The sequence below is a fragment of the Micromonospora sp. NPDC050417 genome, assembly GCF_044458865.1.
Classification (GTDB): Bacteria; Actinomycetota; Actinomycetes; order Mycobacteriales; family Micromonosporaceae; genus Micromonospora_G.
The window spans coordinates 241574-255103 of record NZ_JBITIH010000001.1; the positions used below are offsets into that span (position 1 = coordinate 241574).

The window sequence follows — 13530 nt, forward strand, 5'->3', positions numbered from 1 at the left end:
TTATACAACGGATTCCGATAACAAGGGGCCCTTCCTTACCTCCGGGTTTCGAAGCGGGCGCGGCGGCCGAGGTCGGTGAAGCCGAGGCGGCGGTACAGTGCGCCGGCCGGGTTGTCCACGTTGACGTCGAGCAGCGCCTCGGTCGAGCCGGCGGACCGCATCCGGCGCAGTGCCGCGACCACCAGGGCGCCGCCGAGTCGCCGCCCACGGGCTTCCGGTCGTACGCCGACCTGCACGATCCAGCCCCGGCCAGCGGTGACGAAGCCGAGGTCGGCCCCGGTCGGATCGGTGACCAGCAACGTCCACTCCGGCTGGAAGTCCTCGTCGTCGGTGGTCCACTCCAGCCACTGTTGCGCCGTCCAGTCGGGAAAGCCGGGGCGTTCCCGGAACGCGGCCTGGTAGACGGCGAAAAAACGCCCGGCCAGCTCAGCCGACCAGGTCTGTACGGTCAACCCGGCCGGCAGGTCGACCGGGGGCGGCTCGGCGCCGGCCAGGTCGAACCGGAGCACGTCCTCGGCGAAGGTCTGTTCCAGGCCCCGGGCAGCGAAGAGGGTTCGCGCCCCGTCGGTGAGTGCCTCGGTCTCCACGGTGACCCGCTCGGCCCCGACCAGTGCCGGGTCGAGAGCCCAGTCGAGCAGTGCGGCCCCCAGACCCCGCCGCCGGTGCGCGGGGTCGACCAGGCCGGTGGCGACGGCTGCCCGTACCCCGTGGGTTTCCTGGGGTCGGAGCGCGCCGGCGGCGATGAGCGTGCCGGAGGGGTCCACCGCACCCCGGGCCACCCCACCGTCGGCGGCGAACCGGCGGGCCAGGAAGGACGCGTCGCTGACCAGCGGCAGCCCGCCGTCGACGGCCAGGCAACGGGTCGCCAGGGCGGCGACCGCCGGTAGGTCGTCGCCGGTCAGCGTTCGCCAGGTCGGTGGGATGTCCACAGTCGGTTCGGTCTCCACGATCGGGCATCGTAGGCCGGCGACACCCTGGCGCCCACCGATTTCCACCGCCGCCGGCCGCCCACCGGATTCCGCTGGCGGGCGCCCACCGAATCCAGCACCGCCGGTGGGCGCCAACCGCCGGAGTCTGGCGACCACGCCGACGCCGACCCGGCCGCCAATCGCCGGTGGCGGGCGGACGGGATCGGTACGGTGTCGGCAGGACCACGACGTCGGCGGAGGAGAGCCATGCGACTGACCAAGAAGGGGCACTCCTGCATGCGGGTGGAGCAGGAAGGCACCGTCCTGGTGCTCGATCCGGGTGCGTACAGCGAGCCGGACGCGCTGGTCGGCGCGGACGCGGTACTGATCACCCACGAGCATCCGGACCACTTCGCCGAGGACCGGATCCGGGCCGCCGCGCAGAACGACCCGAGGCTGCGTCTGTTCGCCAACCGGGCGGTGGCCGCGAAGCTGGACGGGCTCGGCAACCGGGTCCAGGTGGTCGGCGACGGCGACACCTTCTCGGTCGAGGGGTTCGAGGTCGAGGTGCACGGCGAACTGCACGCGGTGATCCACCCCGATATCCCTCGGATCACCAACGTCGGTTACCTGGTCAACGGCCGGCTCTTCCACCCCGGCGACGCGCTGACCCCGCTCGGGCGCCCGGTCGACACCCTGTTGCTGCCCGCGCACGCGCCCTGGTCGAAGACGGCCGAGCTGATCGAGTACGTCCGCGAGGTACGGCCGGAGCGGGTCGTCCCGATGCACGACGCCGGGCTGAGCGAGATCGGTCGGGGCATGGTGCGCACTCTTGTCGGCGGGGGTGGGCCACAGACGCCGGCGTCGTACCAGGTGGTGGGCGACGGCGAGACCGTCGAGGTCTGAGCCAGGGCCGCGCCCGGCGAGTCACTGCACCCCGGTCGCGTCCATCCCGCGCAGTTCCTTCTTCATCTCGGCGACCTCGTCGCGGATCCGCGCGGCGAGTTCGAACTGGAGTTCGCGGGCGGCGGCCAGCATCTGGTCGTTCAGCTCCTGAATGAGCTGGGCCATCTCGGCGCGGGCCATGCCGGCGCGGACCGGAGCGCCGCCGCTGCCCTTGCCGGCCCGGCTACGGGTCTCCGGCACCGGGGCCTTGCCCCGCGACATCTGGCGTACGGCGCCGCCGACGCGGGTGCTCTCGGTGTCCTCGGCCTCCCGGTAGATGTCGTCCAGGATGTCGTGGATCTTCTTCCGGAGCGGCTCGGGGGTGATCCCGTTCGCCGCGTTGTGCGCGACCTGCTTGGCCCGTCGCCGGTTGGTCTCGTCGATCGCGTTCGCCATCGACGGGGTGATCTTGTCTGCGTACATGTGCACCTGGCCGGAGACGTTACGGGCGGCCCGGCCGATGGTCTGGATGAGCGACCGGCCGCTGCGCAGGAAGCCCTCCTTGTCCGCGTCGAGGATGGCGACCAGGGAGACCTCGGGCAGGTCCAGACCCTCGCGCAGCAGGTTGATGCCGACCAGCACGTCGTAGTCGCCCTTGCGCAGCTCGCGGAGGAGTTCGACCCGACGCAGCGTGTCGACCTCCGAGTGCAGATAGCGGACCCGGATGCCGTGCTCCAGCAGATAGTCGGAGAGGTCCTCGGCCATCTTCTTGGTCAGGGTGGTGACCAGCACCCGCTCGTCCCGCTCGGTACGCAGCTTGATCTCGTGCATCAGGTCGTCGATCTGCCCCTTGGTGGGCTTGACGATCACCTCGGGGTCGACCAGCCCGGTCGGGCGGATCACCTGCTCGACGAACTCGCCCTGGGCCTGCTCCATCTCCCAGTTGCCCGGGGTGGCGGAGAGGAAGACCATCTGCCCGACCCGCTCCAGGAACTCGTCGAACCGCAGTGGCCGGTTGTCAGCGGCGCTGGGCAACCGGAAGCCGTGGTCGATCAGCATCCGCTTACGGGAGGCGTCGCCCTCGAACATTCCGCCGATCTGCGGGATGGTCACGTGCGACTCGTCGACCACGGTGAGGAAGTCGTCCGGGAAGTAGTCGAGCAGGCAGTGCGGCGGGCTGCCCGGCTGCCGGCCGTCGATGTGCATGGAGTAGTTCTCGATGCCGGAGCAGAAGCCGACCTGGCGCATCATCTCGATGTCGTACGTGGTGCGCATCCGCAGCCGCTGGGCCTCGAGCAGCTTGCCCTGCCGCTCGAACTCGGCCAGACGCTCGGTCAGCTCCTCCTCGATGCCCCGGATCGCCCGCTCCATCCGCTCCGGTCCGGCCGCATAGTGGGTGGCGGGGAAGATCAGCAGGTGGTCGACCTCACGGACCACCTCACCGGTGAGCGGGTGCAGGTAGTAGAGCTTCTCCACCTCGTCACCGAAGAACTCGACCCGCAGGGCCAGCTCCTCGTACGCCGGGATGATCTCCAGCGTGTCGCCCCGGACCCGGAAGGTGCCTCGGTTGAAGGCCATGTCGTTGCGGGTGTACTGGATGTCGACCAGCCGACGCAGCAGCTTGTCCCGCTCGACCTCCTGGCCGACCTTGATCCGCACGGCCCGGTCCAGGTATTCGTCCGGGGTGCCCAGCCCGTAGATCGCCGAGACGGTTGCGACCACGATCACGTCACGGCGGGTGAGCAGGGACATCGTCGCCGAGTGCCGCAGCCGCTCCACCTCCTCGTTGATCGAGGAGTCCTTCTCGATGTAGGTGTCGGTCTGCGGGATGTACGCCTCAGGCTGGTAGTAGTCGTAGTACGAGACGAAGTATTCGACCGCGTTGTGCGGCATCAGCTCGCCGAACTCCTTGGCGAGCTGGGCACAGAGCGTCTTGTTCGGCGCCACGACCAGGGTGGGACGCTGCAACCGTTCGACCAGCCAGGCGGTGGTGGCGCTCTTGCCGGTGCCGGTGGCGCCGAGCAGCACCGAATGACGGTCACCTCGACGCACCCGGCGCTCAAGATCGTTGATCGCCGTCGGCTGGTCACCGGAGGGCTGGAACTCACTGACGACCTCGAAACGGCCGTCCAGTCGTGGGATGTCGAGCGCCATGCCGACAACGGTACGCCGCAGGTATGACAGCCCTGGTAGGCAACGGTGGGTACACGATCGGCTTCGATATACGCATTGTGTGGTGGAGATCACCGCGCTACCGTTTCAAGGTAGGCCGCTCGCGGCGGCCGACCGGGCACGCGACCGGGCCTCCACACCGGCCGGTCACACCCGGCGCAGTGGTTGCAGCCCCGGCCCTCGTCGGCGTGCGCACCCGACGCGGTCGCGCCAACGCGCAGACCGGCCGCCGCGAGCGCCCCCATGCACGGGCAGGATCGCCCGGGGGACCGCCCTCCTCAGTCACTCCCCTCTACGTTCCCCCAGGTCACGTCACTTTGCCCCGGATTCGACGTTCAACCACGCGTGAGCACCTCGCTGCCCCCCACCGGGCGTCGACGACCCGGCGCTGGCCGCCCGCGACCACCCCGCAGGAGCCCACAACCGCCCACCGAGGGCTGGCGAGCCGCCCCGGCCGCCACCCGGCGTGCGCGGCTCGCGGCGCTGGCCGTACTCGGCTGTCTCGCGCTCAGTTCCGGCGCCGGACTCGCCGCCGGGCTGGTCTCCTGCACCCCGCCCGCCCCGACCGACCCGGCCCGCGCGCTGACCGCCGCCGAGGCGCACCGGCTGGCCAGCATGCGGATCGTCAACTACCGGCACGGCCGGGCCGGGGTACGCGCCACCCTCGGCGGGCCGGGCACCCAGATCCAGCTCACCGGCACCGTCGACTGGCCCCGGGGCCTGGCTTACCTCCGGGTCGGCGGACCGGGATCGGGCAGCCAGCGGGGACTGCTCCAGGCCGTACCCGGGCTGGTGGTGACCCGGCCCGACGTCGCGGCCGGAGAGCCAGCCGACCCACCGCCCACCGACGCGGACCAGGCCGACGAGCGACTGGAGCCACCGCCCGAGGTGCCACCGCCGGACGGTTGGCGGGCCCGCCGCCTCGTCACCAGCGGACCGGTACCGGCGGCGATCGACTCGTTCCTCGCCCTGCTCTTCGCCGTCGCCGCCGACCGGCCGGACCCGGCCGAACCGTTGCTCACCGGGGACGGAGCCCGCTGGCTCGGTCGGGACCACGCCGGCGGCGCAGACGTCGACGTCCTGCTCGGTCCCGCCGTCCCCGGCGGGACCGGGACGACCGGGGTGCCCGAGGTGACCGGGGGGCCTGGACTGACCGAGGTGCCCGCCGTGCCCGAGGTGACCGGGCATCCCGAACCGGGGTCCGAGCCCGGTCCGGGCGACGCGGCCGTCCCCCTCCCGGCCGCGCCGGACGGACTGGCCGGCGGGGCCGTACGGTACTGGCTCGACGACGACGGGCAACTGCACCGGTTCGAGGCCCTGCTCGCCGGCGACGTACCGGTGCAGGTCGACCTGGACCGGGCCGCACTGCCCGAGGTGAACGGTGTCGCGGCGCTCGGCGGCCCGCCGGTCGAACCCCGGGCGGTCACCGCCGACGAGGCCGACCTGCTCGCCCGGGTCCGGTCGGCCGCCCGAGCGCTCGGCGGGGCGGAGATCGGTCTCACCGTGCCGACCCAACCGGTGACCGAACTGCCGGCCGCCAACCTCCGCGCCGCGGGCTGGGCCGACTGGTCGCGCGGCGTCGCCTACCTCGGCGTGCACGAACTGGACCGGCCGGCTGATCGGACCCTGCTGCGGGCCGACAGCACCGGGGTGGCGGTACGCGACGTCCCTGCCCCGAGCCCCTCGGCCAGCACCCCCGACCCCGGCACCGGTACGCGCACCCGGCCGGCCGGTGCCGTACCGCCCCCGCTGCCGCCGCCCCGGGACCAGGAGTGGAGCTACCTCAGTTGGCAGCGGCGGACGGACGCGCTCGGCGCCCCCGACCTGGATCTGCTGCTGAACGAGGCGCTGGCGATAGGCGGCGCCGGTCTCGGGTCGGCCGCGCGGCTGCGCGAGTCGGCGAACTGGCTGCGCCAGGAGAGCCTGGACGGGCGACCGGTGGCGGTCTTCGAGGTGCCCAAGGAGGCCGAGGCGTCGGTCGGACGTGGGCAGGCCCGGATGCGCTACTGGGTCGATCGGACCGGGCTGCTGCGCCGGCTGGAGCTGCGTACGCGGATCGGCGCCTTCGCCCAGCTCGACCTGGCGCCGGGCCGGGTGCCGGAGCTGCCCGCAGTCCCGGTCGACTGAGCAAGCCCCCCGCCGCCGTGGGGCGGTGTGCCGTTCCGAGCGTGCGGCGGCGGTCAGGGACGCCAGTCGGTGGTGGTGGCCCAGCGCTCGGCCCGGAGGTGCTCGGCGTCGAACCAGGGGTCCTTGGCGGCGGCGTAACTGGCGGTGTCCGGTCCTCCGGCGACCAGCCCGCGCTTGAGCGCCAGATAGCCGGCGCGTTGTTCCTCGTCCGCGCGGAGGTGATCACGCATCAGCAGCGCGTAACGCCAACCGGGCGAGCCGACCACCCGCAGGTGCAGGTTGACCGGCCGGCCCGGGTCCGCGCCGCCGTGCAGCCGCTTCTCCCACCGGGCGCCGTCGGCCGGATACCGGGGCTCGTCCCACCAGTTCCCGGCCCGTCGGGGGAAGCCGGCGGCGGCGAGGGGAGCGGCGAGGGCGTCGGCCTGCGCCAACGAGTCGACGGTGAGCTGAAGGTCGATCAGGTCCTGGGCGGCCAGGCCCGGTATCGCGGTGGAGCCGATGTGGTCGATCCGGAGGTCGGTCGGGCGCAGCGCGTGCCGGACCCGGGCGGCGATTCGGGCGTACTGGGCCTCCCAGTGCGGATCGGCTTCGACGAGCGCCACCGGCCCGCCCTGAACCGGCACCCCGTCACGCAGGTTGCGCTCGTAGGGGACCAGCCGGTCCCGCCAGAGCGTCTCGACGGCCAGGTGCAGGTCGGCCAGGTCACCGTCGTTGGCGAGCACCACATCGGCGGCGGCCCGGCGCTGCGCGTCCCCGGTCTGCGCCCGGATCCGCCGTTCCGCTTCCTCGACGGTCATCCCCCGGTCCCGGACCAGCCGGTCGATCCGGATGGCGCGGTCCGCGTCCACCACGACCACCAGGTGGTACGTCGGCGCGAGTCCCACCTCGACCAGGAGCGGTACGTCGTTGACGACGATCGCGTCGGCCGGCGCGGCGGCGGCGAGTTCTACGGTACGGGCCCGGACCCGGGGGTGGGTGATCTGTTCCAGTCGCCGTCGAGCCGACTCGTCGGCGAAGACGAGCCCGCCCAGCGCTGCCCGGTCGAGGGCCCCTTCGGCGCCGAGCACCCCGTCGCCGAAGGCCGCGACGATCTCGGCCAGCCCGTCTGTCCCGGGTGCGACCACCTCCCGGGCGATCCGGTCGGCGTCGATGATCACGGCGCCGAGCTGGGCGAGTCGGCTCGCCACGACACTCTTGCCCGAGCCGATCCCGCCGGTGAGTCCGATCATCAGCACCGGCTCAGTCAACCCTGTCCGATCGAGCCGGGGCAAGTTACCGCGATTTGATCTTCAGTCGTCCGGGCGCGTCGCTCGTGGCCCGGCCACACCCCGGTACGAACGACGGTGGCCCCGTCCTCCCGTCAGGGAGGGCGGGGCCACCGCGATCGTGCCTAACCGCGGTTACCTACCCGCGAGTTGGTGCCTGGTGCTCACTTGCCGCCGGCGAGCTTCTCCCGCAGCGCGGCGAGCGCCTCGTCGGTGGCGAGGGTGCCTGCCGGCTCCTCCGCCTGACGGGCCGGCGCCGGGGTGGACGAGGAGGTTGCCCCGCCACCGGTGGTGCTGGCCGGAGCCGGGTTGGCAGCGGCCTCGGCGTCGGCGGCGCGGGAGGTCTGCACCTGCTTGGTGTGGGCCTCCCAGCGGGTCCGCGCCTCGGCGTACTGCGTCTCCCAGGTCTCGCGCTGCTTGTCGAAGCCCTCGAGCCACTCCCCGGTCTCCGGGTCGAAGCCCTCCGGGTAGATGTAGTTGCCCTCGTTGTCGTACGTCGCGGCCATGCCGTAGAGGGTCGGGTCGAAGTGCTCCTCGCCCTCGACGAAGCCCTCGTTGGCCTGCTTGAGCGAGAGCGAGATCCGCCGCCGCTCCAGGTCGATGTCGATGACCTTGACCATGACGTCCGAGCCGACCTGGACGACCTGCTCCGGGATCTCCACGTGGCGCTCGGCCAGCTCGGAGATGTGCACCAGACCCTCGATGCCGTCGTCCACCCGGACGAACGCACCGAACGGCACCAGCTTCGTGACCTTACCCGGGACGATCTGCTGGATCGCGTGGGTACGGGCGAACTGACGCCACGGGTCCTCCTGGGTCGCCTTCAGCGACAGGGAGACCCGCTCGCGGTCGAGGTCGACGTCCAGGACCTCGACCTCCACCTCCTGGCCGACCTCGACAACCTCGGAGGGGTGGTCGATGTGCTTCCAGGAGAGTTCGGAGACGTGAACCAGACCGTCGACGCCACCGAGGTCGACGAACGCACCGAAGTTGACGATCGAGGAGACGACGCCCTTGCGGACCTGTCCCTTCTGCAACTTGTTGAGGAACTCGGTGCGCACCTCGGACTGGGTCTGCTCGAGCCAGGCCCGGCGGGACAGGACCACGTTGTTGCGGTTCTTGTCCAGCTCGATGATCTTGGCTTCGAGTTCCCGGCCCACATACGGCTGCAGGTCCCGAACCCGACGCATCTCCACCAGCGACGCGGGCAGGAAGCCCCGCAGGCCGATGTCGAGGATGAGGCCACCCTTGACCACCTCGATGACGGAACCGCGCACGACGCCGTCCTCGTCCTTGATCTTCTCGATCGTGCCCCAGGCGCGCTCGTACTGCGCCCGCTTCTTCGAGAGGATCAGCCGCCCTTCCTTGTCCTCCTTCTGGAGAACCAGGGCTTCGATGTGGTCACCTACGGAGACCACCTCGGCGGGGTCCACGTCGTGCTTGATCGACAACTCGCGCGAGGGGATGACGCCCTCGGTCTTGTAGCCGATGTCGAGCAGGACCTCGTCCCGATCGACCTTGACGACGGTGCCTTCGACAATGTCGCCGTCGTTGAAGTACTTGATGGTCTCGTCGATCGCGGCGAGGAAAGCTTCCTCAGAGCCGAGATCGTCGTGGGTGACCCGGTTGGCGCTCGAGGGGGCCTCGATGCTGCTCGTCATGTGGGCGGTTGCTCCGGTCGGATGGGTGTCACAGCAGGCGTTTGTGTCGCAGTGACCTGTTTGCGCCAGCGGATCCGTCGCCGTACACACCAAACGATCATGCGTGAGACCGTGGGATATGCCCGTCGACCGCGGACCTGCTCCCTGCCGAGGCACACGATCCGCGAGCGCATCGAATAGCTTACCGTGCGCATTACCACAGCATGCAAGCCCTCCTGCCACCTATTGCGACACGCCGTCCACGACGCGGGAACTCGCCCTGTCGACAGCGCGACACGCGGGCGACGAGGCCGCCCGCGACGTGCGCGTACCCGGCCTCTAGCGTGGCCGGGGTGACTGACGACGAGGCCGAGGGTGTGACCCGGCGCACGGTGGGCGACGCGGAAACCCGGCGAGCGAGCCGGCAGTGGTGGGACCGGGACGCCGACGACTACCAGGACGAGCACGGCGCGTTCCTCGGCGACGTCGACTTCGTCTGGTGCCCGGAACGGCTGCGCGAGGCCGACGCCCGGCTTCTCGGCGACCTGACCGGCCAGCGGGTGCTGGAACTGGGCTGCGGCGCCGCCTCGGCCGCCCGCTGGCTCACCACCCAGCAGGCCCGGGCGGTCGCCCTGGACCTCTCCGCGGGCATGTTGCGGCACGCCGCGCGAGCCGCCGAGACCACCGGGGTACGCGTGCCGCTGGTCCAGGCGGACGCCCTCGCCCTGCCCTTCGCCGACGGCGCCTTCGACATCGTCTGTACGGCCTTCGGCGCGGTGCCGTTCGTGGCCGACTCGGCGGCGGTGATGCGGGAGGTCCACCGGGTGCTGCGGCCGGGCGGGCTCTGGGCGTTCTCGGTCACCCACCCGATGCGCTGGATCTTCCTCGACGACCCGGGCGAGGGCGGTCTGAAGGCGGTGCACTCGTACTTCGACCGGCGCCCGTACGTGGAGCAGGACTCGTCCGGGGTGCCCACCTACGTCGAGCAGCACCGGACCCTCGGCGACCGGATCCGCGAGCTGGTCGGGGCCGGGTTCCGGCTGCGCGATCTGGTGGAACCGGAGTGGCCGGAGGGACACGAGCAACTCTGGGGTCAGTGGAGCCCGTTGCGAGGCCGGATCTTCCCCGGCACGGCGATTTTCATCTCGGATAAACCGCTCACGGAGGGCGAATAGTCGAGACTCACCCACGCCCGGACCGGTCCGCCGGCTGCCGTCGCCCGGACCAGTTTTCCCATGGCGACACAGGGTAGACCGGTTCATGCACAAGGACGAGAAGCTGCACAAGGGCGACCGGGTGAGCTGGCGCAGTCACGGCGGGACCGCGTACGGCACCGTCCAGGAGGAGATAACGCTGCGGACGACCGCCGCCAGACGGACGGTCGACGCGTCCAGGGACGAACCGCAGTATCGGGTACGGACGGACTCCGGCGCGGAGGCCGTCCACAAGCCGGAGGCGTTGCGCCGTGCCCCGCGCTGACGACCGGGCCGACATCTACCGCGACTTCACCGACGCGGTGAACATGAAGCCGGGTGAACTACGGAACTGGCTGGAGACCGACGACTCCAAGACGGTCGGGCAGCACTCCGGCGGCGGTGAGTCGGTCGGACACGAGTCGGGGCGGCGGATCGTCGACCTGCTGCGCCGTAAGCGGGCGGAGTTGACCGACCGGGACTACGCGCACATGCGCAAGGTCGTCGGTTACGTGCACCGGCACATGGCGCAGCGCCCCCGGGGTGACGTCAGCCACACCCGGTGGCGCTACTCGCTGATGAACTGGGGGCACGACCCAATCAAGGGCTCGTGACCGCCGATCAGTGGTCGGCGCTGTTCCAGTCCTGACCCGCGCCGACCGAGACCTCCAGCGGTACGGAGAGCGGGTGGGCGTTGCCCATCTCCCGTCGGACCAACTCCTCAAGCTGCTCACGCTCACCGGGATGCACCTCGAAGACCAGTTCGTCATGCACCTGGAGCAACATCCGGGAGCGCAACCCGGACGCCCGCAACGCGGCCTCCACGTGCAGCATCGCCACCTTGATCATGTCGGCGGCGGAGCCCTGGATCGGGGCGTTGAGCGCCATCCGCTCGGCCATCTCCCGCCGCTGCCGGTTGTCGCTCACCAGATCGGGCAGGTAGCGGCGCCGGCCGAGCATGGTCTCGGTGTAACCGTCCCGAACCGCGCGGCGCACCACCTCCTGGAGGTAGTCGCGCACCCCGCCGAACCGGGTGAAGTACTCGTCCATCAGGCCACGGGCCTCGTCCGGCGCGATGTTGAGCTGCTGGGCCAGACCGAACGCGCTCAGCCCGTACGCCAGGCCGTAGTTCATGGCCTTGATCTTGCGCCGCTGGTCGGCGGTGACCTCGGCGACCGGCACGTGGAAGACGAACGAGGCGGTGGTGGCGTGGAAGTCCTCGCCCGAGTTGAACGCCTCGATCAGCGCCTGGTCGCCGGAGAGGTGCGCCATGATCCGCATTTCGATCTGGCTGTAGTCGGCGGTGAGCAGCGTCTCGTAGCCGGTGCCGACCACGAAGGCGCGCCGGATCCGCCGTCCCTCCTCGGTCCGGATCGGAATGTTCTGGAGGTTCGGGTCGGTCGACGAGAGCCGCCCGGTCGCCGCCACCGTCTGGTTGTACGTGGTGTGGATCCGGCCGTCGTCGGAGATCGACTTGAGGAGTCCGTCGACGGTCGACTTGAGCCGGGCCACGTCCCGGTGACGCAGCAGGTGCGCCAGCACCGGGTGCGGATTCTGCGCGTAGAGCCACTGCAACGCGTCCGCGTCGGTGGTGTACCCGGTCTTGATCTTCTTGGTCTTGGGCAGGCCCAGCTCGGTGAAGAGGATCTCCTGCAACTGCTTGGGCGAGCCGAGATTGAACTCCCGCCCCACCACCTCGTACGCCGCCTGCGCCGCCGCCTTCACCTCACCGGCGAAGTGCGCCTCCAACTCGGAGAGGTAGTCGGTGTCGGCCGCGATGCCGACCCGCTCCATCTCGCCGAGAACCCGGACCAGCGGCAGCTCCACGTCGGCCAGGAGCCGGGCGGAGAGTTCCCCGTCGCGGGCGAGTTCGGCGTCGATCGCGTCGGCCAGGTCGAGCGTGGCACGGGCCCGCAGCATCAGGTTCTGCTCGACCTGGCCGTCGTCGCCCAGCCCCTCGAAGGTGAGCTGGCCGGTTTCCGGCTGGTCGACCCGCAGTTCCCGGTGCAGGTAGCGCAGAGCGAGGTCGCCCAGATCGTAGGAGCGCTGGTCCGGCCGGGCCAGGTACGCCGCCAGCGCGGTGTCCCGGCCGACTCCGCGTAGCTGCCAGCCGTGCGCGGCGAAGGCCAGCAACGCCGGCTTGCTGTCGTGCAGGACCTTCGGCCGCGCCTCGTCGACCAGCCACTCACCCACCGCCGCCTCGTCCGTCGGGTCGAGGGCGCTCGGGTCGAACCACCCGCCGGCACCGGCGGCGGTGGCGACCGCGATCCCGGTCAGGGTGCCCGTGCCGCGCCCGAAGGTTCCGGCGACGGCGACTCCGGCCGGGGTGCCGGCCGGGGTGTGCTCGGCCAGCCAGGCCGCGACCGTGCCGGTGCCGAGCACCTCGGTCGCCATCTCGAAGCCCGCCTCCGCCTCCGGCTGCACCGCCTCCAGGTATTGGTAGAGCCGGTCCCGCAGGACCCGGAACTGGAGCGTGTCGAAGACCTGGTGGACCGCCTCGCGGTCCCAGCCGGCCCAGCGCGCGTCGGCCGTGCCCAGTGGCAGCTCCAGGTCGTCGACCAGCCGGTTGAGCTCGTAGTTGCGGATCACGTCGGCGAGCCGCTCCCGCAGGCTCTCCCCCGCCTTGCCCTTGATCTCGTCGGCGCGGGCGATCACGCCCTCCACCCCGCCGAACTGGTTGATCCACTTAGCCGCGGTCTTCGGACCGACCCCCGGTACGCCCGGCAGGTTGTCACTGCTCTCGCCGACCAGCGCCGCCAGGTCGCGGTACTGCTCCGGTCCGACGCCGTACCGCTCGGTGACCGCTGCCGGGTCCATCCGGGCCAGGTCGGAGACACCCTTGCGGGGGTAGAGGACGGTGACCGCGTCACCGATCAACTGGAAGGCGTCCCGGTCGCCGGTGCAGATCAGCACGTCCATGCCGCTCTCCCGGCCCTGCCGGGCGAGGGTGGCGATCACGTCGTCGGCCTCGTAGTCCTCCTTCTCCACCACCGGCACCCGGAGGGCGGCGAGCACCTCCTTGACCAGGCTGACCTGGCCGTGGAAGTCGGTCGGGGTCTCGGCCCGGCCGGCCTTGTACTCCGCGTAGCGCTCGGTGCGGAACGAGCGGCGGGAGATGTCGAAGGCGACGATCAGGTGGGTCGGCCGCTCGTCCCGGAGGACGTTGATCAACATCGAGGTGAAGCCGTACACCGCGTTTGTCGGCTGGCCGGTCGTGGTGGAGAAGTTCTCCACCGGCAGGGCGAAGAAGGCCCGGTAGGCCAGCGAATGGCCGTCCAACAACAGGAGGCGGGGTGCGTCGGTCACCCTGCCGACTCTAGTCGGGGCCACCGACATCCCG

The 13530-nt window shown here is 71.1% G+C and carries 10 protein-coding genes; 5 read left to right on the top strand and 5 right to left on the bottom strand.

Annotation, left to right across the window (positions count from 1 at the left end; translation table 11 throughout):
- Positions 1 to 35: 35 nt before the first annotated feature.
- Complete coding sequence (locus tag ACIBF5_RS00985; protein WP_396806772.1) at positions 36 to 947, bottom strand: GNAT family N-acetyltransferase; 912 nt, start codon at positions 945 to 947, stop codon at positions 36 to 38.
- Between the two features lie 228 nt (positions 948 to 1175).
- Here ACIBF5_RS00985 and ACIBF5_RS00990 point away from each other — a divergent pair, with 228 nt between their 5' ends.
- Positions 1176 to 1814: an MBL fold metallo-hydrolase gene (locus ACIBF5_RS00990; protein ID WP_396806774.1), complete on the top strand. Its 639-nt coding sequence runs from the start codon at positions 1176 to 1178 to the stop codon at positions 1812 to 1814.
- A gap of 21 nt (positions 1815 to 1835) precedes the next feature.
- On the opposite strand, the gene uvrB is transcribed toward ACIBF5_RS00990, so the two are convergent.
- Positions 1836 to 3947 carry an excinuclease ABC subunit UvrB gene (gene uvrB / locus ACIBF5_RS00995; RefSeq protein WP_396806776.1) on the bottom strand — a complete coding sequence of 704 codons (2112 nt, stop codon included), beginning with the start codon at positions 3945 to 3947 and terminating at the stop codon, positions 1836 to 1838.
- Positions 3948 to 4310: 363 nt separating this feature from the next.
- Here uvrB and ACIBF5_RS01000 point away from each other — a divergent pair, with 363 nt between their 5' ends.
- Complete coding sequence (locus ACIBF5_RS01000) at positions 4311 to 6092, top strand: hypothetical protein (RefSeq protein ID WP_396806778.1); 1782 nt, start codon at positions 4311 to 4313, stop codon at positions 6090 to 6092.
- A 53-nt stretch (positions 6093 to 6145) separates the two neighbouring features.
- Here the strand turns inward: ACIBF5_RS01000 and coaE are convergent, their stop codons facing one another.
- Positions 6146 to 7327 (bottom strand): dephospho-CoA kinase, encoded by a 1182-nt coding sequence (gene coaE / locus ACIBF5_RS01005; protein ID WP_396806780.1) that lies wholly within the window; start codon positions 7325 to 7327, stop codon positions 6146 to 6148.
- A 194-nt stretch (positions 7328 to 7521) separates the two neighbouring features.
- The gene (gene rpsA / locus ACIBF5_RS01010) at positions 7522 to 9018 is read right to left on the bottom strand and encodes a 30S ribosomal protein S1 (protein ID WP_396806782.1); all 1497 of its coding nucleotides are present in this window, start codon (positions 9016 to 9018) and stop codon (positions 7522 to 7524) included.
- Between the two features lie 332 nt (positions 9019 to 9350).
- Here rpsA and ACIBF5_RS01015 point away from each other — a divergent pair, with 332 nt between their 5' ends.
- The 3 genes from ACIBF5_RS01015 (at position 9351) to ACIBF5_RS01025 (ending at position 10804) form a co-directional block, all read left to right on the top strand.
- A complete protein-coding gene (locus ACIBF5_RS01015; RefSeq protein ID WP_396806784.1) occupies positions 9351 to 10172 on the top strand; it encodes a class I SAM-dependent methyltransferase in 822 nt (273 codons plus the stop codon).
- Between the two features lie 85 nt (positions 10173 to 10257).
- Positions 10258 to 10476 carry a DUF2945 domain-containing protein gene (locus tag ACIBF5_RS01020; RefSeq protein ID WP_396806786.1) on the top strand — a complete coding sequence of 73 codons (219 nt, stop codon included), beginning with the start codon at positions 10258 to 10260 and terminating at the stop codon, positions 10474 to 10476.
- Entirely contained in the window at positions 10463 to 10804 is a 342-nt protein-coding gene (locus tag ACIBF5_RS01025) for a DUF3140 domain-containing protein (protein ID WP_396806788.1), read from the top strand. The genes ACIBF5_RS01020 and ACIBF5_RS01025 overlap by 14 nt, the downstream gene beginning before the upstream one ends.
- A 7-nt stretch (positions 10805 to 10811) precedes the next feature.
- Here the strand turns inward: ACIBF5_RS01025 and polA are convergent, their stop codons facing one another.
- The gene (polA, locus tag ACIBF5_RS01030) at positions 10812 to 13526 is read right to left on the bottom strand and encodes a DNA polymerase I (RefSeq protein ID WP_396806790.1); all 2715 of its coding nucleotides are present in this window, start codon (positions 13524 to 13526) and stop codon (positions 10812 to 10814) included.
- Between the last annotated feature and the right edge of the window lie 4 nt (positions 13527 to 13530).

What these genes read in the sequence shown, in the direction of transcription:
- ACIBF5_RS00990 (WP_396806774.1), top strand. Translation starts at nt 1,176, where the DNA reads ATGCGACTGACCAAGAAGGGGCACTCCTGCATGCGGGTGGAGCAGGAA.
- rpsA (WP_396806782.1), bottom strand. Translation starts at nt 9,018, where the DNA reads ATGACGAGCAGCATCGAGGCCCCCTCGAGCGCCAACCGGGTCACCCAC.
- polA (WP_396806790.1), bottom strand. Translation starts at nt 13,526, where the DNA reads ATGTCGGTGGCCCCGACTAGAGTCGGCAGGGTGACCGACGCACCCCGC.
- ACIBF5_RS01020 (WP_396806786.1), top strand. Translation starts at nt 10,258, where the DNA reads ATGCACAAGGACGAGAAGCTGCACAAGGGCGACCGGGTGAGCTGGCGC.
- uvrB (WP_396806776.1), bottom strand. Translation starts at nt 3,947, where the DNA reads ATGGCGCTCGACATCCCACGACTGGACGGCCGTTTCGAGGTCGTCAGT.